General features: G+C 74.0%; 20 protein-coding genes and 1 pseudogene. 7 read left to right on the top strand and 14 right to left on the bottom strand.

Going from position 1 to position 23658, the window contains the following annotated elements; translation table 11 throughout:
* Positions 1-47: 47 nt before the first annotated feature.
* Together AC0693_RS19855 and AC0693_RS19850 are read right to left on the bottom strand one after the other, a co-directional pair.
* The gene (locus AC0693_RS19855) at positions 48-968 is read right to left on the bottom strand and encodes an RNA polymerase sigma-70 factor (protein WP_478802423.1); all 921 of its coding nucleotides are present in this window, start codon (positions 966-968) and stop codon (positions 48-50) included.
* Entirely contained in the window at positions 965-2158 is a 1194-nt protein-coding gene (locus AC0693_RS19850; protein ID WP_469337793.1) for an NAD(P)/FAD-dependent oxidoreductase, read from the bottom strand. Before AC0693_RS19850 ends, AC0693_RS19855 begins: the two co-directional genes overlap by 4 nt.
* 155 nt (positions 2159-2313) lie before the next feature.
* Between AC0693_RS19850 and AC0693_RS19845 the strand changes: the two genes are divergently transcribed.
* Positions 2314-3279 (top strand): GlxA family transcriptional regulator, encoded by a 966-nt coding sequence (locus tag AC0693_RS19845; protein ID WP_356406047.1) that lies wholly within the window; start codon positions 2314-2316, stop codon positions 3277-3279.
* A gap of 101 nt (positions 3280-3380) precedes the next feature.
* Complete coding sequence (gene gap, locus AC0693_RS19840; protein ID WP_469318967.1) at positions 3381-4379, top strand: type I glyceraldehyde-3-phosphate dehydrogenase; 999 nt, start codon at positions 3381-3383, stop codon at positions 4377-4379.
* Positions 4380-4446: 67 nt separating this feature from the next.
* On the opposite strand, the gene AC0693_RS19835 is transcribed toward gap, so the two are convergent.
* From AC0693_RS19835 to AC0693_RS19825, 3 genes are all read right to left on the bottom strand, one after another.
* On the bottom strand, positions 4447-5292 hold the full coding sequence (locus AC0693_RS19835; RefSeq protein WP_356406043.1) for a S1 family peptidase: 846 nt from the start codon (positions 5290-5292) through the stop codon (positions 4447-4449).
* A gap of 342 nt (positions 5293-5634) precedes the next feature.
* Positions 5635-7080, bottom strand: coding sequence for a glyceraldehyde-3-phosphate dehydrogenase (locus AC0693_RS19830; RefSeq protein WP_468465092.1), 1446 nt, complete (start codon positions 7078-7080; stop codon positions 5635-5637).
* A gap of 72 nt (positions 7081-7152) precedes the next feature.
* A complete protein-coding gene (locus AC0693_RS19825; protein ID WP_478802422.1) occupies positions 7153-8088 on the bottom strand; it encodes a TIGR04222 domain-containing membrane protein in 936 nt (311 codons plus the stop codon).
* A 124-nt stretch (positions 8089-8212) separates the two neighbouring features.
* Here AC0693_RS19825 and AC0693_RS19820 point away from each other — a divergent pair, with 124 nt between their 5' ends.
* Positions 8213-9004, top strand: a complete 792-nt coding sequence (locus tag AC0693_RS19820; protein WP_468465096.1) for a Clp protease N-terminal domain-containing protein — start codon at positions 8213-8215, stop codon at positions 9002-9004.
* Here the strand turns inward: AC0693_RS19820 and AC0693_RS19815 are convergent.
* The 5 genes and pseudogenes from AC0693_RS19815 to AC0693_RS19795 all read right to left on the bottom strand — a co-directional run bounded on the left by AC0693_RS19815 (position 8937) and on the right by AC0693_RS19795 (position 12753).
* Entirely contained in the window at positions 8937-10091 is a 1155-nt protein-coding gene (locus AC0693_RS19815; protein WP_468465146.1) for an AI-2E family transporter, read from the bottom strand. The genes AC0693_RS19820 and AC0693_RS19815 overlap by 68 nt on opposite strands.
* Positions 10092-10248: 157 nt before the next feature.
* Positions 10249-10443, bottom strand: a complete 195-nt coding sequence (locus AC0693_RS19810; protein WP_478802421.1) for a DUF3046 domain-containing protein — start codon at positions 10441-10443, stop codon at positions 10249-10251.
* A gap of 59 nt (positions 10444-10502) precedes the next feature.
* Positions 10503-10812: pseudogene (locus tag AC0693_RS19805) on the bottom strand (AzlD domain-containing protein).
* Positions 10809-11615 carry an AzlC family ABC transporter permease gene (locus AC0693_RS19800; RefSeq protein ID WP_478802420.1) on the bottom strand — a complete coding sequence of 269 codons (807 nt, stop codon included), beginning with the start codon at positions 11613-11615 and terminating at the stop codon, positions 10809-10811. The pseudogene AC0693_RS19805 and the gene AC0693_RS19800 overlap by 4 nt, the downstream one beginning before the upstream one ends.
* 274 nt (positions 11616-11889) lie before the next feature.
* Positions 11890-12753 carry an AraC family transcriptional regulator gene (locus AC0693_RS19795; RefSeq protein ID WP_478802419.1) on the bottom strand — a complete coding sequence of 288 codons (864 nt, stop codon included), beginning with the start codon at positions 12751-12753 and terminating at the stop codon, positions 11890-11892.
* 79 nt (positions 12754-12832) lie between these two features.
* Here AC0693_RS19795 and AC0693_RS19790 point away from each other — a divergent pair, with 79 nt between their 5' ends.
* From AC0693_RS19790 to AC0693_RS19775, 4 genes are all read left to right on the top strand, one after another.
* Complete coding sequence (locus AC0693_RS19790; RefSeq protein ID WP_478802418.1) at positions 12833-17449, top strand: Lhr family helicase; 4617 nt, start codon at positions 12833-12835, stop codon at positions 17447-17449.
* Positions 17450-17590: 141 nt separating this feature from the next.
* Entirely contained in the window at positions 17591-18274 is a 684-nt protein-coding gene (locus AC0693_RS19785) for a hypothetical protein (protein ID WP_478802417.1), read from the top strand.
* 83 nt (positions 18275-18357) lie between these two features.
* Positions 18358-19149, top strand: a complete 792-nt coding sequence (locus AC0693_RS19780; RefSeq protein WP_468465107.1) for an Fpg/Nei family DNA glycosylase — start codon at positions 18358-18360, stop codon at positions 19147-19149.
* A 32-nt stretch (positions 19150-19181) separates the two neighbouring features.
* Positions 19182-20057 (top strand): SDR family NAD(P)-dependent oxidoreductase, encoded by an 876-nt coding sequence (locus AC0693_RS19775; RefSeq protein WP_478802416.1) that lies wholly within the window; start codon positions 19182-19184, stop codon positions 20055-20057.
* Positions 20058-20410: 353 nt separating this feature from the next.
* Here AC0693_RS19775 and AC0693_RS19770 read toward each other — a convergent pair whose 3' ends face one another.
* The 4 genes from AC0693_RS19770 to rimO form a co-directional block, all read right to left on the bottom strand.
* Positions 20411-20794 carry a helix-turn-helix domain-containing protein gene (locus AC0693_RS19770; protein WP_468465111.1) on the bottom strand — a complete coding sequence of 128 codons (384 nt, stop codon included), beginning with the start codon at positions 20792-20794 and terminating at the stop codon, positions 20411-20413.
* 109 nt (positions 20795-20903) lie between these two features.
* On the bottom strand, positions 20904-21392 hold the full coding sequence (locus tag AC0693_RS19765; RefSeq protein WP_469319013.1) for a CinA family protein: 489 nt from the start codon (positions 21390-21392) through the stop codon (positions 20904-20906).
* A gap of 77 nt (positions 21393-21469) precedes the next feature.
* Positions 21470-22126, bottom strand: coding sequence for a CDP-diacylglycerol--glycerol-3-phosphate 3-phosphatidyltransferase (gene pgsA / locus AC0693_RS19760; protein WP_478802415.1), 657 nt, complete (start codon positions 22124-22126; stop codon positions 21470-21472).
* Positions 22123-23640 carry a 30S ribosomal protein S12 methylthiotransferase RimO gene (gene rimO / locus AC0693_RS19755; RefSeq protein WP_478742240.1) on the bottom strand — a complete coding sequence of 506 codons (1518 nt, stop codon included), beginning with the start codon at positions 23638-23640 and terminating at the stop codon, positions 22123-22125. The genes pgsA and rimO overlap by 4 nt, the downstream gene beginning before the upstream one ends.
* Positions 23641-23658 lie beyond the last annotated feature (18 nt).

The raw sequence follows: 23658 nt of genomic DNA, 5'->3' as shown, positions 1-23658 counted from the left end.
AAATATCGCCGGGGCGCCCGACGACGGCCGGCCCGGCCCGGACCGGCTCAGGACAGGTCGTACCGCGTGCCGCCCGTGACGGCGCGGAGCTTGTCCGGGTTGGCGACGTTGTGGAGGGCCGTGATGCGTCCCTCCACGTCGAAATCGAAGGTCAGCGTGGCGATCACGCGGTCCGGGCCGTGGAAGACCACGCCGGGGCCGCCGTTGATCCAGGTGACTTCCGCCCGCATCCGCCCGGGCTCGATGCCCTGGTAGGTCGCGGTCCCGAGCGCGGCGAACCAACGGGCCACGCTCTCCTGGCCGATGACCGGCTTGAAGGCCTGGCGGACCTTGCCGCCGCCGTCCGTCCACAACGTCACGTCCGGGGCGAGCAGTTCCATGAGCGCGTTGAGGTCGCCGCCCGAGACCGCCCCGAAGAAGCGCTCCGTGACGTCGCGTTGGCGGGCGCGGTCCGCCGGGAAGCGCGGCCGCCGGGCCCGGACGTGCTCGCGGGCGCGGTGCGCGGCCTGCCGCACCGCCGCCTCCGAGCGCTCCACCGCCTCGGCGATCTCCGCGTGGCTGAAGGCGAAGACCTCCTTCAGGACGAACACCGCGCGCTCCAGCGGGCTCAGCGACTCCAGGACGACCAGCAGCGCCAGGGAGACCGAGTCCGCCGCGGCGACGCCGTCGGCGGTGTCCGGAGCGGTCAGGACCGGCTCCGGGAGCCACGGCCCGACGTAGGTCTCGCGCTGCCGGCGGGTGGAACGCAGGCGCTCCATCGACAGGTTGGAGACGATCCGGGTCAGGTACGACTTGGGGTCCGCGACCTGGGACCGGTCCGCCGCCGACCACTTGAGCCAGGCGTCCTGCACCACGTCCTCGGCGTCGGCGGCGGTGCCGAGGAGGCGGTAGGCGGCGGAGAAGAGCAGCGTGCGGTACTGCTGGAAGGCGGCCTGGTCCGGCAGCTCGGGTCCCTGCGGCTGGGTCACTTGGCACTCCGGATCCTGGTGTGGCGGCCGCCGTGCGGCCAGAACGCGCCCGAGGCGGGCATCTTCTTCATGCGGGCGAAGGTGGCCCACGGAGCGGCCGTGACCGCCTCCTTGTACGTCGCGGCCCGCTTGCCCGTCAGGACGAGCCGGCGCGGGCTGTCGTCGGGGCGGGTGAACTGTACGACGGCGTCGGCGCGGCCCAGGCTGACGGGGGTGTGGTAGTAGCCGAAGCGGAAGGGCCTGGGCTCCTTGCCGGCCAGCACCCGCAGGATGGAGAGGGCCGCGTGCACCCCGGTGGGCATGCCGCCCTGGCAGGTCCCGTGCATCACGCCGTAGCGCTGGCGGACCGCCGCCGCGTCGCCCACGGCGTAGACGTCCGGGTGGGAGACCGAGCGCAGCGCGCCGTCGGTGACCACACGGCCGCGCTCGTCGACGCTCAGGCCCGCGGCGGCGGCCAGCGGCGGGACGCGGGTGCCGCTGGTCCACAGCACCGCGGCGGCGGGGATGGCGGTCCCGTCCGCGAGCCGGACACCGTCGGGCAGCACCTCGGTCACCTCGACGCCGCCGCGCACCCGTACGCCGAGCCGGGCGAGCGCCGCGTCCAGGTGGGCCCTGGCCTTCGGGTGGAGGCCGGTGCCCGGCGCCTGCCGGCCCAGCAGTTCGACCGTGAGCCGCGGGTACCGCTCGGCGATCTCCGCGGCGGCTTCGACGCCGGTGAGGCCGCTGCCGCCGACCACGACGGTCCCGCCGTCGAGCCGGGCCAGCCGGTCGGCGAGGAGGGCGGCGTCCTGCGGGCCGTCCAGGGTGTAGGCGTGGTCGTCCGCGCCGGGGACGGTGGCGGTGTCCGCGACGCTGCCCAGGCCGTAGACCAGGGTGTCGTAGCGCAGGACCCGGTCGTCGTCGATCCGGACGGTCTTCGCCCCGGCGTCCACGGCGGTGACCCAGCCGCGGACGAAGGCGGCGCCGGTGCCCTCCAGCAGCTCGGGGATGTTCATCTCGGCCGTCTGCTGGCCGGTGGCGGTCAGGTGCAGCCGCAGCCGCTCGGTGAAGTGGTCGTGGGGGTTGACCAGCGTCACGCGCAGGTTCCCACGCTTCCTGGTGCGGGCCGCGAGCTGGACCGCCGCGGCGAGACCGGCGTAACCGGCGCCCAGGACCAGGACCTCGTGCTGCCGCGCTGTCGTCGTGTTCATCGCTCTGCCTCTTTCGTGGGGCCGTTCCCGCCGTGCGGACGACCACCAGACGCGAGCAGGGCCTCCGTTCGTGACACGGGTGTGGTGTGACCCCCGTCACGCGTCCTTGCCGGCCGGTCACCGCGGGCCGGCCGTCCCCGCGTAGGCTCAAGGCCGTGCCCGTCCCGCCCGCCTCCCGTCCGCACCGCGTCGCCGTCCTGGTCCTCGAAGGGGCCAAGCCGCTCGACGTCGGCATCCCCGCGCAGGTCTTCTCGGCCCGGGCGAGCATGCCGTACGAGGTCCGTGTCTGCGGGGCGGCGCCGGGCCTCGTGACCGGCGGCGACGGGCTCTCGTACGCCGTCGCCCACGGTCTCGACGCGCTGGCGTGGGCCGACATCGTCTTCGTCCCCGGCTACCGGTTCCCGGACCGCGACGATCCGCCGCCGGCCGTCGTCGACGCGCTGGTCGCGGCGCACGCGCGGGGCGCGCGGCTCGCCGCCATCTCGACCGGCGCCTTCGCGCTGGCCGCCACCGGTCTGCTCGACGGGAAGCGCGCCACCACCCACTGGCACTACGCGCGGGCGCTCGCGGCGAAGTGGCCGCGGGTGCGGGTCGACGAGAACGTGCTGTTCGTCGACGAGGGCAGCCTGCTGACCTCGGCGGGCGCCGCCTCGGGCATCGATCTGTGCCTGCACGTCCTGCGCGGCGACCTCGGGGTGGCGGCCTCGAACCACACGGCCCGGCGGCTGGTCGCGGCCCCCTACCGCAGCGGCGGCCAGGCACAGTACGTACCGCGCAGCGTGCCCGAGCCCCTCGGCGAGCGGTTCGCCGCCACCCGCGAGTGGGCGCTGCACCGCCTCGGCGAGCCGCTGACGCTGGAGGCGCTCGCCCGGCAGGCGGGGGTGTCGCCGCGCACCTTCTCGCGGCGCTTCGCCGAGGACACCGGCTACACGCCGATGCAGTGGGTCATGCGCGCCCGCCTCGACACGGCCCGTGAGCTGCTGGAACGCTCGGAGCGCAGTGTGGAGCGGATCGCCGCCGACGTGGGCCTGGGCACTGGGGCGAACCTGCGGCTGCACTTCCAGCGGATCCTGCGCACCACTCCGAGCGAGTACCGGCGCACCTTCGCCCGCGGCGAGTAGCGCACCTGGCGCGATCCTTGCGGACCGTGGCGATCACGCCGCTGTCACCGGGCGGCGCCGCGCGCGAAGCTGGAGGGGAACCCGAAGGGATACCGATACTCATGACCCGCATCGCCATCAACGGATTCGGCCGCATCGGACGCAACGTGCTGCGCGCGCTGCTCGAACGCGACAGCGACCTGGAGGTCGTGGCCGTCAACGACCTCACCGAGCCCGCCACCCTGGCGCGGCTGCTGGCCTTCGACACGACCGCGGGACGGCTCGGCCGCCCGGTGCGGGTCGACGGGGACGACCTCGTCGTCGACGGGCGCCGCATCACCGTCCTCGCCGAGCGCGAGCCGGAGCAGCTGCCGTGGGAGAAGCTCGGGGTCGACATCGTGCTGGAGGCGACCGGCCGTTTCACGTCCGCCACCGCCGCGCGCGCCCACATCACCGCGGGCGCGAAGAAGGTGCTGGTCAGCGCGCCTGCGGACGGGGCCGACGTGACGCTCGCCTACGGGGTGAACACCGGTGCCTACGACCCGGCCGCGCACACCATCGTCTCGAACGCCTCGTGCACGACCAACGCGCTCGCGCCGCTGGCCTCGGTCCTGGACGACCTCGCGGGCATCGAGCACGGTTTCATGACGACGGTGCACGCCTACACGCAGGAGCAGAACCTGCAGGACGGCCCGCACCGCGACCCGCGGCGCGCCCGCGCCGCGGGCGTCAACATCGTGCCGACCACGACGGGCGCCGCGAAGGCGATCGGGCTGGTGCTGCCGAACCTCGCGGGCAAGCTGTCGGGCGACTCGATCCGGGTGCCGGTACCGGTCGGGTCGATCGTCGAACTCAACACGACGGTGGCGCGCGAGGTGACGCGCGAGGACGTGCTGGCGGCGTACCGCGCCGCCGCGGACGGACCGCTCGCGGGCGTCCTGGAGTACTCGGACGACCCGCTCGTCTCCTCCGACATCACCGGCAACCCGGCATCGTCGATCTTCGACTCGGCGCTCACCCGCGTCGACGGCCGCCACGTCAAGGTGGTCGCCTGGTACGACAACGAGTGGGGCTTCTCGCACCGCGTCATCGACACCCTCGAACTCCTCGCGGCCGGCTGACCTCGCCGGAGAGTGCGCCGACCGCGCGCCGACCGCCCGCGAGAGGGCGGCCGGCGCGCGGAGCGGGTTACGGCCGCGGCAGGGTGCAGCCGGGGCGGGTCAGGTCGATCTTGCTGCCGGCACCTATGCAGGGGACGATGATGTAGGTCTCCTGCCCGTAGTTGATGCCCTGGCGGACCGTCACGTTGCCGTTCTGGTCGACCTCGCACGGGTTGTTCTCGGTGCAGCGCTGGCCGTCCTCGTTGCCCGTGTTGTTGACGGCGACGACGCGGCCGGTCGCGGTGTCGATCACCGGCGAGCCGGAGGTCCCGCCGATCGTGTTGCAGGACGAGGTGTAGCGGATCGAGTCCTTCCAGGTCCAGTCGCCCTCCTTGAGGCGGTAGGCGAACCCGTCCACGTTGCAGGTGTAGATCCGCTTCCAGTACCCCGACACGACCTTGATCGAGGTGCCCTGCACCGGGTGCGCGTCGTTGAGGGTGAGCGCGCCGATGCCGTACTGGCTCTGGATCTGCGCGTACGTCTTGGTCAGCTGGTAGACCGAGATGTCGGTGTCGGTCATCGTGGCGTACGCGACCTTGCTGGCCCGCAGCGTCGCGACCTTGGTACCGGCCCCGTTGAGCAGCGAGAACGACCGGCTGGACGGCTGGTCCTTGATGACCTCGCCCGCGGCCGGGAAACCGGTTTCCAGGCAGTGGCCGTTGGAGAGCACGAGCGCGGGGTCGCTCGCCAGGGAGTTGGGCGTCCGGACGACCGAGCCGGAACAGTTGCTGAGCGCGACCGTTCCCGCGAAGTTGACCGTGACGGCCGGCGCGGCCTTCTCGGTGTCCGCCCGGGGGCCGGAGGCCACGGCCGGTGCTGCCGCCGCGCCGATCAGGAGCAGCGAGAGCAGTGCGCCGACGAGAGGCTTCTTCATGTGGGGGTTCCCCTCTGCATGACGGTGCAACCGAAGATCCTTCGGTTGTCATGCGCATTGTTGGGACCCCCGCCTCAACTGGCAAGAGGGCGGCGGGCGTTGCGGAACCACCCGATCCGGCCATGATCATCCCGGCCGCGCGGGCCGCCCGCGCGGGCCGCGCCGCCACCGGGCGCGATCAGGGACGTACGGACGCCGCCGCGCTCCGGCACAAGTCACCTCTCGGCCGGATCGCGCGCGGCGACACCCCCCGGGAACCCCCGGAAAACCGCTGCCCGCCCGGCCCGGGTCCCGCGGTGCGGGACGGGGGCCGGACGGGCAGCGGGCCGGACGGAGGGCGGATCAGACCGCCGGAGCCGGGTAGGTCGGGTACTCCACGCCGGAGACGTACTGGACGACCCGGATGACCTGGCACGAGTAGCCGAACTCGTTGTCGTACCAGAGGTAGAGGATGGCGTTGTCGCCGTCGACCTTGGTGGCGCCCGCGTCGACGATCGAGGCGTGCCGCGAGCCGATGAAGTCGCTGGAGACCGCGTCGGGGGCGGTGGTGAAGTCGATCTGGCGCTTCAGCGGCGAGGTCAGCGAGACGTTCCGCAGGTAGTCGAGGACTTCCTCGCGGGTGGTCTCGCGCCCGAGCCGCAGGCTCAGGATCGCGATCGAGACGTCCGGCACCGGGACGCGGATGGAGCTGCCGCTGATCGGCGCCTTGAGGTCGGGCAGCGCCTTGGCGACGGCCGAGGCGGCGCCGGTCTCGGTCATCACCATGTTGAGCGGCGCGGAGCGGCCGCGGCGGTCGGCGCTGTGGTAATTGTCCAGCAGGTTCTGGTCGTTGGTGAACGAGTGGACGGTCTCCACGTGGCCGCGCAGGACGCCGTACTCGTCCGCCATCGCCTTCAGCGGCGGGACGATCGCGTTGGTGGTGCACGAGGCGCAGGACAGGATCTGCTCGTCCGGCTTGATCGTGTCGTGGTTGACGCCGTGCACGATGTTGGGGACGTCGCCCTTGCCCGGAGCCGTCAGGACGACCTTGTCGATGCCGGGGCGCAGGTGCTTCGAGAGGCCCGCGCGGTCACGCCACTTGCCCGTGTTGTCGATGAGGATGGCGTCCTTGATGCCGTACGCCGTGTAGTCGATCTCCGACGGGTCGTTGGCGTAGATCACCTTGATCTCGTTGCCATTGGCGATGATCTTGTTGTTCGCCTCGTCAACGGTGATCGTGCCCTGGAACTGACCGTGGATGGAGTCGCGGCGCAGCAGCGAGGCGCGCTTGACGATGTCCTGGTCGCCGCCCTGGCGCACCACGATGGCGCGCAGCCGCAGGCCGTTGCCGGAGCCGGCCTTCTCGATCAGCAGGCGGGCGACCAGGCGGCCGATGCGGCCGAAGCCGTAGAGGACCACGTCCCGCGCCTCACGGCGCTCGATCTTGTCCTCGCCCGTGGCGCCGGCGACGGCCTCGGCGGTGAACTCCGTGACGGAGAGGCCGCGGCTGTCGGCCTTGTACGTCGCGGCGAGCATCCCGAGGTCGATCTGCGAAGGGCCGAGATCGAGGGTGGTGAGCGCCTGCAGGAAGGGAAGCGTCTCGGTGACCGAGAGTTCCTCACCGGCTATCTGCCGGGCGAATCGGTGGATCTTGAGAATGCTGACCACCGACTTGTTCACCAAGGAGCGGCTGTGCAGCAGGACGGTCACGTCCCGCTCGCGGTGCAGCTTCCCGATGATCGGGATCATCGACTCCGCGATCTCCTCGCGGTTCTTCCAGTTGGTGAACGCGTCGTCTTTGACAGTCACAGGTTTATCTTTCGAGCTAGGGGGCGCTCATATGCTATCCCCCTCCTCTTTTGATCGTTCAAACGGTGCCCCCTATCCGCACCCGCACCCTCCGCAGCCCCCGCCGCACCCGCCTCCGCAGCCACTCCCGCACCCGCCGCCGCAACTGCCCGCCGCCTTGGAGGCGGAGGAGTCCGAGGCGTGCGCGGACGAGGACCCGGCCGCGCCGGCGACCACCGGGACCAGTGGCCACGGGGCGGTCAGCAGGGGTACGAGCGCCGCGGGCGCGCGGCCGGAGCCGTGCCGGGCGACGTCCGCCAGTACGCCCGCCCCCGCGCCCGCGACCGGCTCCCCGGCCGCCGGCCGCGGCTGCCAGGTACGGTCCTGCACGACCTCCCGCAGCCGCCGCAACCCCGCCCGCGTCGCGTGCGGAGAGGGGGCGCACACCAGGCGCCGGGGGGCGAGCCAGCCCCCCAGAGCGACCACGCCCAGCACCCCGAAGGCGATCAGCGGCGCGAGCCCGCTGCCCTGCCCGGTCAGCGAGTCGGTGACCAGGGCCGCGATGCCCAGCAGGGCGGCGAGCACCGCGAGCACGCCCACCAGGTCGTCGAGCCGCCCCGCCGGCCGCGCCCGTTTGCCTCCCGGTGCCAGGCCGCGGCCGCCCAGCACCTCCTCGACGCGCCGCACCGGCGCACTCAGCGCCGCCCGCCGCCTGACCTCGGCGGCGGGCTCGCCCCGGCCCGCGTCCCCCGCAGCCGCGTACGCCGCCGCCCGGACCGGGTCGCCCGGCGCGGGTCCGTCCAGCGGGGCCAGCCGCTTGCCCTCCCGCACCTCCAGCCGCCCGGCCAGGTACAGGGAGACCAGTGCCACGTCGGCGACGGCGGTCCGGCCGCCCCGCAGGTACGCCGCCTCGTACAGCGTGAGCGGCTCGTGATCGGCGGGCGGGACGAGCGCCCGGTGGGCGCGCAGGCGCCATCCGACCGCCGCAAGCAGCGGCGCGGCAGCGGCGACGAAGAGGAAGATCCACACAACTACCCCCCACAGCAGTCTCCTTGGGGACGAGTGTGCGGCCGGCGCAGCACCCGGGGCAATCTCCCAGCGAAGTGACAACCCAGGGTTGACACCCCTTCGGCTGTCAACCTACGGTTGCGCTATGACGCACCCGACGAACCCTCCGGCGGGCTCCGCAGAGAACGCGGCCCCCGCACGCATGACCAACCCCGTCCGCCTCGACGACCTGATCGCGGGCATCAAGCAGACCCACCCCGACGCCCTGGAACAGCTCAGCGGGGCCGTCGTCGTCGCCGAGCACCTCGGGGACGTCGCCGACCACCTCATCGGCCACTTCGTCGACCAGGCGCGCCGCTCGGGCGCCTCCTGGACCGACATCGGGCGGAGCATGGGCGTCACCCGCCAGGCCGCCCAGAAGCGCTTCGTGCCCAAGGGCGACGGGGACCTCGACGCGAGCCAGGGCTTCTCCCGCTTCACCCCGCGGGCCCGCAACGTCGTCGTCACCTCCCAGAGCGAGGCCCGCGCGGCCGGCGGCGCCGAGATCCGCCCCGAGCACCTCGTCCTCGGCCTCCTCGCCGAACCCGAGGGCCTCGCGGCCCTCGCGCTGAGCGCCCAGGGCATCGACCCGGACGCCGTACGGGCCGCCGCCACCGCCACCCTGCCGCCTCCCGCGGACCGGATCCCCGACCTCATCCCCTTCGACGCGAACGCCAAGAAGGCCCTGGAGCTCAGCTTCCGCGAGGCCCTGCGCCTGGGCCACAACTACGTCGGCACCGAGCACATCCTGCTCGCCCTCCTCGAACTGGAGGACGGCGACGGCGTGCTCAGCGGGCTCGGCGTCGACAAGGCCGCCGCCGAGGCGCACGTCACCGAGGCCGTGGACGCCGTACTCGCCGCGACCAGGCAGCAGCAGCCCGGGACGCCCGCCCCGTGACACCCGCGAACGGCCCGGGTCCCGCGCCGGACCCGGCGTCCTCGCCCTCGCCCTCCTCGTCGACCACCGCGTACCGCCGTACGTAGGCGCCGAGGAAGGCCTGGAGTGTCGCGACGGCCGGGATCGCGATCAGCGCGCCGACCGCGCCGAGCAGGGCCGTCCCCGCGATGACCGACCCGAAGGCCACCGCGGGGTGGATGTCGACCGTCTTCGAGGTCAGCTTCGGCTGGAGCACGTAGTTCTCGAACTGCTGGTAGACCACCACGAACCCGAGGACGTACAGCGCGTACCAGGGGTCGACCGTGAAGGCGAGCAGCATCGGCAGCGCGCCCGCCAGGTAGGTGCCGATGGTGGGGATGAACTGGGAGACCAGGCCCACCCACACCGCGAGCGCGGGCGCGTACGGCACGTGCAGCACCACGAAGACGACGTAGTGCGCGACCCCGGAGACCAGCGCCATCAGGCCGCGCGAGTAGAGGTAGCCGCCGGTCTTGGCGACGGCGATCTCCCAGGCGCGCAGCACCTCCGACTGCTTCGCGGGCGGCAGGACGGAACACAGCGCGCGCCGCAGCCGCGGCCCGTCGGCGGCGAAGTAGAAGGCGAACAGCCCGACCGTCAGCAGTTGGAAGAGCCCGCCGAGCACCGTGGCGGAGACGTCCAGCACGCCGGACGCGCTGTTCTGCACGTACTTCTGCAGCCAGTCCGAGTGCAGCAGGCTGTCCTGGATGTCCAGGCGGGACAGGTCGGTGTGGAAGGTGCGGTTGATCGAGCCGATCACCGAGTCGAGGGTGCCGGGGAAACCGCCCACCATCGCCACGATCTGCTCGGCGAGCATCGAGCCGAGCAGGACGACGAAACCGGCGGCCGCGACGAAGACCCCGAGGAAGACCAGGAAGGTGGCCAGCCCGCGGCGCATCCCGCGGGCCGCCATCCGGGCCACCGCCGGTTCGATCGCGAGCGCGAGGAAGAACGCGATCAGGATGTTGATGAGCAGCCCGATGAGCTGGTGGAACGCCCAGCTGCCGAGCTGGAAGCAGGCGATCAGCGCGAGGACGAGGACCACCGCGCGCGGCAGCCAGCGCGGCATCCGCTCGTGGGCGGCGCCGCCGGAAGCGGCCGGCCACCCCGCGGGCGGGCGCGCACCGGGCGGGGGCGTCGGATCCGTCGGGTCGGTGTCGAACTGGTCAGTGGCTGCCACACCGACCAGTCTCCCGCACCGGCGGCGGCGCCGCGGACCGGCGCGGTCAGCGCAGCGAGGCCGGCACGTCCATGGCCGAACAGACCGCCCGCCACACGTCCTTCGTTTCCCAGCCCGCTTCCAGCGCCTGGACCACCGTGCGCCCGCCCAGCTCCGCCATCACGTGGTCGCGGGCGAAGGACTCCGCGTAGACCGCTCCGAAGTGCTCCGCCATCCGTTCCCAGAAAATCGTCAACCGCATGCGTCCATTATCCCGCCCCCGCCGAGTGCACCCCGGCCGTCCCGCCGCCCGCGCCGGGCTCAGCCGCCCAGGGCCCGCACCCCCGCGGTGACGGCGACGGCGACGGCGATGACCACCAGGAACGGGGCCCGCAGCAGCAGCGCGACCCCGGCGCCCACGAGCCCGGCGGCGCGGGCGTCGACCACCAGGGCGGAGCCGGTGCTGAAGGTCCTGCTGCGCGGTGAGCGCGGCCAGCAGCGCGACCGGCAGCAGCGCGGAGAGCCGCCGGACCAGGGGCCGCTCCAGCACCCCGGCCGGTACGAGCAGCCCGGCGAGCTTGACGGCGTAGCAGCCGAGGGCGGTGAGCCCGATGGCGATCCAGACGTTCACGAGCGGCGTCCCTTCGTGCGGCGGCCGGTGAGGAAGAGGACGGCGGGCGCGGCGAGCGCCGCCACCAGGACCGGCGCCCCGGCGGGCAGCACCGGCAGGAAGCCGAGCCCGAGCACCAGGGCGAGCAGGGCCACGGCCCGCTCGGTGGTGGTGCGCAGCATCGGCGCGAGCAGCGCGAGGAAGACGGCGGGCCCGGCCGCGTCCAGGCCCCAGGCGTTCGTGTCGCCGATGGCTTCGGCGCCGAGCGCGCCCAGCAGGGTGGTGAGGTTCCACAGCAGGTAGAGGGTGAGCCCGGTGACGGTGAAGCCGAGGCGGGCGTGGGACCGGCCGCGCTGCGCGAGGGCGACGGCCGTGGTCTCGTCGATGACCCAGTGCGCGGCGAGCGGGCGCACGGCGCGAGGCAGCTGCAGGAGCGGGGACAGCCGCAGCCCGTAGAAGGCGTTGCGGGTCCCGAGGAAGAAGGCCCCGGCGGCGGCCGTGAAGGGGTTGCCGCCCGCGGCGAGCGCCCCGACCAGGGCGAACTGCGAGGCTCCGGTGAAGACCAGCAGGCTCAGCACGCAGGCCTGCGCGGTGCTGATGCCGGCTCCGGCGGCGGTCACGCCGAAGGCGAAGCCGGACAGCCCCACGGCCACCCCGACGCCGAGCGCGTCCCGCACGACGGCCCGCCGCCCGGCCCGGCGGTCGGGCCCGTCCGGGTCACCCGGTCCGTCCGGGCCGCCCCCGCCGGCCGCGCCGCGCGTGCCGTCCGCAGGAGCCGGTCCGTCCTGGCCACCCGGGTCACCCGGGCCACTCGGGCCGTCCACGCCGGTCGGTCCGTACTCGTCACTCCAGTCCCTGCGGTCCCTACGGTCACCCCGGTCACGCCCCCCGGGCCCGGCCGCCCGGGCGTCGCCGTCGGCCCTCGGCCCGGCCGGATCCGCTTCCACTGTCCGCTGCTCTCTCACCCGGCGACGCTATGGCGGCGCCCACCGACCCGTCTTGTACGTTCTTGCGCCCGCCCCGGCGGCCCGGCCCCGGCGGGGCACCCGGTACGGCAGGACCCGGTACGGCAGGACACGCTCCGCGCCCCGCGGGCGCTCACGCGGCGCCCGCCCGGCCCCGGCGGTACGCCCCCGGCGGCACCCCCACGATCCGGGTGAAGTGCCGGTTCAGGTGCGGCTGGTCCGTGAAGCCGACCGCGAGGGCCGCCTCGGCGGGCGGGGTCCCCGCCTCCAGCAGCAGCCGGGCCCGCCGGACCCGGGCGTCCGTCAGCCAGGTGTGCGGCGGCATCCCGTACCGCTCCCGGAAGGCCCGCAGCAGCGCGAACGGGCTCGTGCCGAGCTGCGCCGCGAGCTGTTCCAGCGACGGCGGCTCGCACATCCGCGCCTCCAGGACCTCCCGGGCCCGCTCGGCGTCGGCGGCCCCCGCGGCGGTGGCCGCACGGGCGGGCAGCGGGCCGGCGTGCCGGCGCAGCATCCGCGCCACCACGCCCCGCAGCAGCGTGTCGGCCGCGAGCGGGTTGCCCGCCTCGGCCGCCCGGTGCACGTCCGCGATCATCCGGGCGGCCCGCGGGTCCATGACCATGTCGGGGGTGAATCCGGGGGTGCCGCGCGGGGCGCCGTCGTCCTCGGCGACCTCCGCGATCAGCTCCCGCGAGGGGTAGAGGGTGGCGTAGGCCCAGCCCTCGGGTACCCCGGCGCGCGCGGAGTGCGGGACCTCGGGGTTGATCAGGACCACGCTGCCCGGGCCCGCCCGCACGACCCCGCCGGGCAGCCCTATCTCCTCGACGCCGCCGGTGACGGCCGCGATCACGTACCCGTCGTGCGCGTGCCGCGGAAAGGTGTGGCGCACGTAGTGGGCGCGCAGCAGGTCCAGTCCGGGCAGCTCGGCGTACTGCCAGTGCCGGGCCCACTCGCCGGTCCCGCCCGCGCTGCGCCGCGCGCCGCCCTCCGCTGCCGCCATTCCTCCATTCTGCGCCCTCCTTCCGGGTGGGTTCGCGCAGGTCCGGGCCGTTGTCAGTGGCGGGGTGCACGATGGGGGCATGGCCGGCTCCGCGCTCGATTCGTTCTCCCCCGCGACCCGCTCCTGGTTCACGGGGGCCTTCCGTACGCCCACCGCCGCGCAGGAAGGGGCCTGGCGGGCCATCGGCGAGGGCTCGGACGTCCTCGTGGTGGCGCCCACGGGCTCGGGCAAGACCCTCGCCGCGTTCCTCGCCGCGCTGGACCGGCTGGCGGCCGTACCCCCGCCCGCCGAGCCGAAGAAGCGCTGCCGGGTGCTGTACGTATCGCCCCTCAAGGCCCTCGCGGTGGACGTGGAGCGCAATCTGCGCAGCCCGCTGACCGGGATCCGGCAGGAGTCGCTGCGGCTCGGGCTGCCCGAGCCCGACATCCGGGTCGGGATCCGGTCCGGTGACACCCCGCCCGCGGAGCGCCGGGCGCTGGCGACCCGCCCGCCGGACATCCTCATCACCACCCCCGAGTCCCTGTTCCTGATGCTGACCTCGGCCGCCCGCGAGGCCCTCACCGGGATCGAGACGGTCATCGTCGACGAGGTGCACGCGGTCGCCGCGACCAAGCGCGGCGCCCACCTGGCACTGTCCCTGGAGCGGCTCGACGAACTGCTGCCCCGCCCGGCCCGCCGGATCGGGCTGTCGGCGACGGTCCGGCCGGTGGACGAGGTGGCCCGCTATCTGGCCCCGCGCGGCAAGGTGGAGATCGTCCAGCCGCCCTCGACCAAGGAGTTCGACCTGTCGGTGGTCGTCCCGGTGCAGGACATGGGCGAGCTGGGCGGCTCGCCCGCCACCGAGGGCAAGGAGGGCGGCGACAAGCCGTCGATCTGGCCGCATGTGGAGGAGCGGATCGCGGACCTCGTGCAGGCCCACCGGTCCACGATCGTGTTCGCGAACTCGCGGCGCCTGGCCGAGCGGCTGTGCAACCGGCTCAACGAGATCGCCTACGAGCGGGCGATGGGCGAGCCGCTGCCCTCGGGCTCTCCCCCCGCCGAGATCATGGCCCAGTCGGGCGCCGCGCAGGGCGCCCCGCCGCTGCTCGCCCGCGCCCACCACGGCTCGGTGTCCAAGGAGCAGCGGGCACTGGTCGAGGAGGACCTGAAGGCCGGCCGGCTGCCCGCCGTCGTCGCCACGTCCAGTCTCGAACTGGGCATCGACATGGGCGCGGTGGACCTGGTCGTGCAGGTGGAGTCGCCGCCGTCGGTGGCCTCCGGCCTCCAGCGCGTGGGCCGCGCCGGACACCAGGTCGGCGCGGTCTCCACCGGCGTGGTGTTCCCGAAGTACCGCGGCGACCTGGTGCAGGCGGCCGTGGTCACCGAGCGGATGCGCAGCGGGTCCATCGAGTCCCTGCGCGTCCCCGCCAATCCGCTGGACGTGCTGGCGCAGCAGCTGGTCGCCATGACCTCGATGGACACCTGGCAGGTGGACGACCTGCTCGCCCTGGTGCGGCGGGCGGCGTCCTTCGCCGCGCTGCCGGAGTCGGCGTTCACCGCGGTGCTGGACATGCTGGCCGGGCGCTATCCCTCCGACGCGTTCGCGGAACTGCGGCCGCGCGTGGTGTGGGACCGCGTGGCGGGTACGGTCACGGGCCGGCCGGGGGCCCAGCGCCTCGCGGTCACCTCCGGGGGCACCATCCCGGACCGCGGCCTGTTCGGCGTCTTCCTGGTGGGCTCGGACCCGAAGAAGGGCGGCGGCCGGGTCGGCGAGCTGGACGAGGAGATGGTCTACGAGTCCCGGGTGGGCGATGTCTTCACCCTCGGCACCACCTCCTGGCGCATCGAGGACATCACCCGGGACCGGGTCCTGGTGACCCCGGCGCCCGGGGTGCCCGGGCGGCTGCCGTTCTGGAAGGGCGACCAGCTGGGCCGCCCGCTGGAACTGGGCCGCGCGGTGGGCGCGTTCGTCCGCGAGGTCGGCGCCCTGTCCGAGGAGGACGGGCGGCTGCGGCTGCTCGCCGCCGGCCTGGACGCCTGGGCCGCGCAGAACGTGCTGGCGTACCTCGCCGAGCAGCGCGAGGCCTGCGGGCACGTGCCCGACGACCGGACCATCGTGGTCGAGCGGTTCCGCGACGAGCTGGGCGACTGGCGGGTGGTGGTCCACTCCCCCTTCGGCGCCCAGGTGCACGCGCCGTGGGCGCTGGCGCTGAGCGCCCGCCTCGCCGAGCGCTACGGGATGGACGCGCAGGTCATGCACGCCGACGACGGCATCGTGCTGCGCCTGCCGGACGCCGACCTGTTGGGCCTCGGCGGTGAACCGCTCGACCTGCTGGACCACGACCCGGCCCCGGCGAGCTCCGCGACCGCCTTCGAGTTCGACGACGAGAAGGCCCCGCTGGGCGCGGCCGACGTCACCTTCGACCACGGCGAGGTCCAGGGCATCGTCACCGAACAGGTCGGCGGATCGGCGCTGTTCGCGTCCCGCTTCCGCGAGTGCGCGGCGCGCGCCCTGCTGCTGCCGCGGCGCAATCCCGGGAAGCGCACCCCGCTGTGGCAGCAGCGTCAGCGGGCCTCGCAACTCCTCCAGGTGGCCTCCGAGTTCGGTTCGTTCCCGATCGTCCTGGAGGCGGTGCGCGAATGCCTCCAGGACGTCTTCGACGTTCCGGGGCTGACCGAGCTGATGGGGGACATCGAGTCCCGCCGGGTCCGCCTGGTGGAGGTCACCACCGCCGAGCCCTCGCCCTTCGCCCGCTCCCTGCTGTTCGGTTACGTCGCCCAGTTCCTCTACGAGGGGGACTCGCCGCTGGCCGAGCGCAGGGCGGCCGCGCTCTCCCTGGACTCCCGGCTGCTGGCCGAGCTGCTCGGCCAGGCGGAGCTGCGCGAGCTGCTGGACGCGGAGGTACTGGCCGAGCTGGAGCGGGAGCTGCAGTGGCTGACCGCGGAGCGCCGGGCCCGGGACGCGGAGTCGGTGGCCGACCTGCTGCGGCTGCTGGGCCCCCTCACGGAGGCGGAGCTGGCCGAGCGGGGCGCCGAGCCGGCCTGGGCGCGGTCCCTGGCCACGGCCCGGCGGGTGATCGCGGTGCGGATCGGCGGCGCGGAGCACTGGGCCTCCATCGAGGACGCGGGGCGGCTGCGGGACGCGCTGGGGACCGCGCTGCCGGTGGGCGTGCCAGAGGCGTTCACCGAGCCGGTCAAGGACCCGCTGGGCGATCTCCTGGCGCGGTACGCCCGTACGCACGGCCCCTTCACCACGGCGGCCGTCGCCGCCCGCTTCGGCCTGGGCACGGCCACCGCCGACGGGGCCCTGCACCGGCTCGCCGCGGCGGGCCGGGTGGTCCAGGGCGAGTTCCACCCGGCGGGCATCGGCCAGGAGTGGTGCGACGCGACCGTGCTGCGCAGGCTGCGCCGCCGCTCGCTGGCCGCGCTGCGCCAGGAGCTGGAACCGGTCCCGCCGACCGCCCTGGCCACCTTCCTCCCCCAGTGGCAGCACCTGGGCGGCGCGCTGCGCGGGATCGACGGCCTGGCCCGGGCGGTCGAGCAGCTCCAGGGCGCGCCGGTCCCGGCGTCGGCGCTGGAGCGGCTGATCCTGCCGTCGCGGGTCAGCGGCTTCTCCCCCGCGCTGCTGGACGAGCTGACGACCAGCGGCGAGGTGCTCTGGGCGGGCGCCGGAGCGCTGCCCGGCAAGGACGGCTGGGTCTCGCTCTACCTGGCGGACGCGGCGCCGCTGCTGCTGCCGCCGCCGCACCCGCTGGATCCGTCCCCGCTGCACCAGGGGGTCCTGGACGCCCTCTCCGGCGGGTACGGCCTGTTCTTCCGGCAGATCGCGGAGTCCTTGCGGAGCGGCCCGCTGCCCGAGGTGAGCGACGTCCAGCTGTCCGAGGCCCTGTGGGACCTGGCCTGGTCGGGGCGGCTGACGAACGACAGCCTGGCGCCGCTGCGCGCGCTGCTCGGTTCGGGCCGGACGGCGGGCGCGACCGCCCACCGCGCCCGGCGGACGGTGCCGCGCGGGCGGTACGGCACGCTCGGCGCGCAGGTCTCGCGGACCGGTCCGCCGACGGTCTCGGGGCGCTGGTCGCTGCTGCCCGCCCGCGCGGCCGATCCCACGCACCGGGCGCACGCGCTGGCCCGGACCCTGCTCGACCGGCACGGGGTGGTGACGCGGGGGGCGGTCGCCGCGGAGGGCGTCGAGGGCGGGTTCAGCGCGGTCTACCGGATCCTGTCGGCCTTCGAGGACAGCGGGCAGGCCCGGCGCGGCTATGTGGTGGAGGGGCTGGGGGCGGCCCAGTTCGCGATGGACGGCGCGGTGGACCGGCTGCGGGCCGCCGAGCGGAACCCGCCCCCGCTGGCGGCGGTGGTGCTGGCGGCGGCCGATCCGGCCTCCGCGTACGGCGCGGCCCTGCCGTGGCCGGAGCCCCCGGCCGGCTCGGCCCACAAGCCGGGCCGCAAGGCGGGCTCGCTGGTGGTGCTGGTGGACGGGGAACTGACGCTCTATCTGGAGCGGGGCGGCAAGACCCTGCTGGCGTGGCCCGGGGTGGACGATCCACGGCTGACGGCGGCGGTGGGCGTCCTGGCGGCCGCGTGCCGGGCCGGCACGGTGGCGCCGCTGACGGTGGAGCGGATCAACGCCTCCCCGGCGCTGGCCTCGCCGCTGGGCCCGGGCCTGGAGGCCGCGGGCTTCCACGCGACCCCGAGGGGGCTGCGGCTGCGGCCGTGAGCGGGCCACGGCGTGTGCCGTCGTAAGCGGAGGGTCTGGTACCAGGCTGAGACGGTCTTGGGACGCGGCCGGCGCAATCCGGCCCGCCCGGCCGCTTACGCTGCTCGCTGATCATCCGATTGACCATGCACAGTCACATTCATGGGGGACACAGTGAGCACCACCGGCATGCGCCGAACCACCCTGGCGGCCACGGGCCTGGCGGTCGTCGCCGTCCTGGCCCTGAGCGGCTGCAAGAGCGGCAACGAGGAGGCGGACGCGGCGAAGACGGCCGCGCCTTCCGCCCAGCCGTCGCAGTCCGCCCAGCAGCCCGGGGCGAGCACCGCGCCCAGCGCCTCCGCGAGCGCGCCCGCCGCCGGCGGCAGCGGCGCCACGGCCACGGCGGGCCAGAAGTTCGCCCTCGGCGAGCAGGCGCAGTTCCCGTTCACCTCCGGCAGCACCAAGGGCACCATCACGCTCGCCGTCACGGCCATCGAGAAGGGCCAGCCGGCCGACCTCGCGCCGTTCAAGCTCGGCGACAAGGTGAAGGGGATGGTTCCGTACTACATCCGCTACCAGGTCAAGAACGTCGGCACCACGGACCTGTCGTTCGCCTCGGTCGGCCACATCAAGGGCCACCTCGGCGACGACAGCGAGGCCCAGGAACTCACCGTCATCGGCAAGTTCGAGAAGTGCCCGAACAACTCCCTGCCCAAGGGCTTCACCAACGGGCAGGTCATGTCGGGCTGCGCGGTCGCGCTGGCCCCGTCCGCCGAGACGAAGGTCGCCTCCGCCGAATACTGGGGCGACCCGTTCACCCTGGGCAAGGGCCTCGTCTGGAAGTGAGGCGCGAGCCGGCCGTGACGCCCGGCGCATTCGCCCGGCGCCGACGCCCGGCGCACCTTCGGGCACGGGGCCACAATGGCCCCATGCCCGAAGGTGACAGCATCTGGCGCGCGGCCCACCGCCTGCGCACCGCCCTGGCCGGCCACCCCCTGGTCGTGAGCGACCTGCGCGTCCCGCGCCTGGCCACCGTCGACCTCACCGGCCGCACCACCCTGGACGTCGTCCCGCGCGGCAAGCACCTCCTGCACCGCGTCGAGGGCGGCCTCACCCTGCACAGCCACCTGCGGATGGACGGCTCCTGGCGGGTGTTCGAGCCCGGCGCCCCCTGGCGCGGCGGCCCCGAGTACGAGATCCGCGCCGTCCTCGGCACGGCGGAGCGAACGGCCGTGGGCTACCGCCTGCCCGTACTGGACCTGCTCCGCACCATCGACGAGCACCGCGTCGTCGGCCACCTCGGCCCCGACCTGCTGGGCCCGGACTGGGATCCGCAGCTCGCCGCCCGCAACCTGCTCGCCGACCCGGACCGCCCCCTCGGCGAGGCCCTGCTCGACCAGCGCAACCTCGCCGGGATCGGCAACATCTTCAAGGCCGAGGTGTGCTTCCTGGCCCAGGTGACCCCCTGGACCCCGGTCGGCGCCCTGGCCGAACCGGAGCGCACCCTGCCGCGCGTGGCGGCCGCCGCGCACCGCCTCCTGGACGCCAACAAGGACCGGTCCCGCAACACCACCGGCAGCCCCCGGCGCGGCCAGGAACTCTTCGTGTACGGGCGGCTGCGCCGCCCCTGCCTGCGCTGCGGCACCCCGATCCGCGAGGCCCCGCAGGACGGCCGGCCCACCTACTGGTGCCCGCGCTGCCAATCGGGCCCGACCAGTTGACGCTCCGTCAGATACGGTCGTACGGTCCCGGCATGTCCTCACCCCACCCGCTGCCCGCTCCCGCCGCCCCCCTCGCCGCACCGGCGCCCGCACCCGCACCTCCGCCCGTGCCCGCCCCGGCCGCCGCACCGGCCCCTCCCCCGCCCCTGCCCGCGTACGACCTCACCGGCCGCACCGCGCTGGTCACGGGAGCGGCCGGCGGCATAGGCCGCGCCACCGCCGTGCTCCTCGCCGAGGCGGGCGCGGCCGTGCGCTGCGTGGACCTGGACGCGCGGGGCCTGGACGAGACGGCCGCCCTCGTGGCCAAGGGCGGGGGCCCGCCCGCCACCGTCCACGTCCTCGACGTCACCGACCGCGCCGCCCTGCGCGCCGTGGTGGAGGTCGCCGGACCACCGGACATCACCGCCGCGGTCGCCGGGATCATGCACACCAGCACCGTGCTGGAGACCCGGGACGAGGACCTGGACCGGGTGATGAACGTGAACTTCAAGGGGATCCTGTTCACCTGCCAGGAGGCGGCCCGCGCCCTGATCGCGGCCGGGCGGCCCGGTTCGATCGTCACCATGGCCTCCGGAGCGGTCGACGCCGCCCAGCCCGGCCTGCTCTGCTACAGCGCGGCCAAGGCCGCGGTGGTCCAGCTGACCAAGACCCTGGCGACCGAGGCGGGCCCGCACGGCATCCGTGTCAACGCGGTCGCGCCCGGGTGGGTCCGTACCCCGATGACCGCCCGCCACGGCCGGGAGGTCCAGGAGCGGACGGAGGCGGCGATGGTCCGCATGTCCCCGCTGCGCCGGGTCGGCGAGCCCGAGGACGTCGCGCAGGCGGTGCTCTTCCTCGCCTCGGAGGCCTCGTCGTTCATGACGGGGCAGATCCTGCGTCCGAACGGCGGCGTCGCGATGCCCTGGTAGCTGCGCCGTGGCGGGCGCAGTGCACCGGCAGCAGCCCCAGCCCCCAGCCGCCCGCGGCCACCGCCCCCTCGACCGGCCCGGCGGCCGCGGGCGCCAGCGCGAGCCGGAGCACCGCCCACCACCACAGCGCGCCCAGGACCAGGGCCAGGGGTATCCACAGGTTCCGTAACCGCCGCACGGCAGCCTCCCAGGGCCGGGATGGACTCGCCCCATCCTCCCGCACCCCCCGCGCGCCCGCACCCAGAAGCGGTCCGCGGAGCCGCCCGACCGCGCCGGCGGTCCGCAACGGCACGGAGCCCCGGCCGGCGCATCACACGCCGACCGGGGCTCCGGCCACACTCACGCTCTGAACATCAAGCGGCGACGACGTTCACCGCTTCCACGGGCGACTTGATGGTCACCCGCTCCGGCGGGCCACCCGTGACCGAAGCCACGGAGACCGAATTGAGCATCGGGCGCACCGGTGCCGGGACCGGTTCGCTCACCGCGGCCGACTGCGCGAGTTCGGCGAGCGACAGTTCGTCGCTCACTTCGCGCATCAGCTCGGACATCCGTACGTCCAGCGCGTCGCAGATCGCGGAGAGCAGCTCGGAGGATGCCTCCTTCTGCCCCCGCTCCACCTCGGAGAGATAGCCGAGCGAAACTCGGGCGGACGAGGAGACTTCGCGCAGAGTACGGCCCTGGCGCTGGCGCTGCCGACGCAGCACGTCACCCAGCAGGCGACGGAGCAGAATCATCGGTGGCTCCCTCCTCTGACCGTGTAGCCGTAACCTTCACGCCCCACCGTACCGCCTCGCGCCGCGGCCGTGCGGGGAGCGATGTCGTGTTCACTCAGGGCTGCAAACATCAAATCCCCCCGTTCCGTTCCGTGTCCTGCCTTCGGAGATTCTCGCGGAGTTCGCTCGAGAGAAGTTCGAGCACTGTCCGTACACTCTCCCTACGAATTTCCGCCCGTGAGCCGTTCAACCTCAGCCGGGCCGATTTCCTGCCCGCGGGCCCCGCGACGGCGATGAAAACCGTCCCCACCGGCTGCCCGTCCTGGGGCTCCGGACCGGCGACTCCGGTGGTCGATATCCCCCAGGTCGCGTCCAGCAGGCGCCGCACTCCCGCCGCCATCTCCTGCGCGACCTGCGCGTTCACCGCTCCGTGCGCCGCGAGCAGCTCGGCGTCGACGCCGAGCACCCGCTCTTTGATCTCGGTGGCGTACGCCGTAACCGAGCCGCGGAAGGAGCGCGAGGCACCGGGAACCGATGTCAGCTCGGCGGCGACCAGTCCGCCCGTGAGCGACTCCGCGACGGCGAGCGTCCCGTCACTCTCCGCGAGCAGACCGAGCACTTCCGCAGCCGTGGCGGCGGCGTCCGCCGCCGTCTGCGGCCCCTGCGGGGACCCCGCGGACCCCGCGCTCGCGTGCGTCACCTCGCGGTCCGCTCCGCGATGATGCCCTGCCGGCGCAGCACGACGGCCTGGCGGATGTAGTCCAAACCGGTGACGACTGTGAGAAGTACGGCCACCGCCATGACCCAGAACCGCAAGGTCGCCAGCGGCCCGGTCAGCGCCAGCACGTACATGCCGACCGCCGTCCCCTGGGCGAGGGTCTTGAGCTTCCCGCCCCGGCTCGCCGGGATCACCCCGTAGCGGATCACCCAGAACCGCAGCAGGGTGATCCCCAGCTCGCGCCCCAGGATCACGCCGGTGACCCACCAGGGCAGGTCGCCGAGCCAGGACAGACACACCAGAGCCGACCCCATGATCGCCTTGTCGGCGATGGGGTCGGCGATCTTGCCGAAGTCGGTGACCAGGTCGTAGGTCCGGGCCAGGTGGCCGTCGAAGATGTCGGTGATCATTGCCACGGCGAACGCCCCCCACGCCAGCGCCCGCCAGACGGGGTCGTAGCCTCCGTCGGCGAGCAGCAGCAGGACGAACCCCGGCACGAGCACGAGCCGGATCATCGTCAGGATGTTGGCGATGTTCCACAGGCTGGCCTGGTTGACGGCCGCCGCCCCCAGCTTCGCGCCGGGCGCCGGCCGGCGGCCGGTCCCGCCCGCCGCGGGTGCCGGGACTCCGGTCATCCGGCCGCCTCCTCAAGGTTCCCGATCCCGATCCCCAGCGGCTCGGCCACCAGGTCCACGCCCAGCGTGCCGACCACCTTCGCAGTGACGATCCGCCCGGGCACCAGGCCCGCGCCGTCGGTGAAGACGACCTGGCCGTCGGTCTCGGGCGCCTGGTGCGCCGCTCGCCCGTAGGCACCCGCGTCGTCGCCGTTCTCGTCGTGCCCGCCGTCCATCGCGACGACGGTCTCGACGAGTACCTCCAGGGTCTCTCCGATCCGCTCCTCCGCGCGCTGCGAGGTCAGCTCCTCCGCCAGCCGCTGCATGTGCGCGAGCCGCTCGGCGATGGTGTCCTCGTCCAGCTTGTTCTCGTAGGTGACGGCTTCGGTGCCGTCCTCGTCCGAGTAGCCGAAGACGCCGATGGCGTCGAGGCGGGCGTGGGTGAGGAAACGCTCCAGCTCGGCGAAGTCCGCTTCCGTCTCGCCGGGGAAGCCGACGATGAAGTTGGACCGCACGCCGGCCGTGGGCGCCTTGGAGCGGATGGTGTCGAGCAGCTCCAGGAACCGGTCGGTGTCACCGAAGCGGCGCATGGCGCGCAGCACGTCGGGCGCGGAGTGCTGGAAGGACAGGTCGAAGTACGGGACGACCTTGGGGGTCGAGGTGAGCACGTCGATCAGGCCGGGCCGCATCTCGGCGGGCTGGAGGTAGCTGACGCGGACGCGCTCGATGCCGTCCACGGCGGCCAGCTCGGGCAGCAGGGTCTCCAGCAGGCGGATGTCGCCCAGGTCCTTGCCGTACGAGGTGTTGTTCTCGGAGACCAGCATGATCTCCTTGACGCCCTGCTCCGCGAGCCAGCGCGTCTCGCCCAGCACGTCGCTGGGGCGGCGGGAGATGAAGGAGCCGCGGAAGGACGGGATGGCGCAGAAGGAGCAGCGGCGGTCGCAGCCGGAAGCGAGCTTCACGGAGGCGACGGGGCTGTTGCCGAGGCGGCGGCGCAGGGGCGCGCGCGGCCCGGAGGCGGGCGCGAGCCCGTCCGGCAGGTCCGCGGGGGCTTCGGCGACCGGCTCCTGGGCGTGCCCGGGCAGGGCGACGTCGGTGTCCTGGCGGGCGGCCGGGCTGATCGGCAGCAGCTTGCGCCGGTCCCGGGGGGTGTGGGAGGCGTGGATGCCGCCGTTGAGGATCGTCTGGAGGCGGTCGGAGATGTCGGCGTAGTCGTCGAAACCGAGGACTCCGTCGGCTTCGGGGAGCGCTTCGGCGAGTTCCTTGCCGTAGCGCTCGGCCATACAGCCGACGGCTACGACGGCCTGCGTGCGGCCGTGATCCTTGAGATCGTTGGCTTCCAGCAGGGCGTCTACGGAGTCCTTCTTGGCGGCTTCGACGAAGCCGCAGGTGTTGACGACGGCTACGTCCGCGTCGGCGGCGTCCTCGACGAGCTCCCAGCCATCCGCCGCCAAGCGGCCTGCGAGCTCCTCCGAGTCCACCTCGTTACGGGCGCAGCCAAGAGTGACAAGGGCGACGGTACGGCGTTCGGGCATGGACTCAAGACTACTTCG

The organism is Streptomyces sp. NPDC043876 (assembly GCF_056435825.1).
The sequence above is the reverse complement of the archived record's forward strand: the minus strand, read 5'-3'. Positions and strand labels throughout refer to the sequence as shown.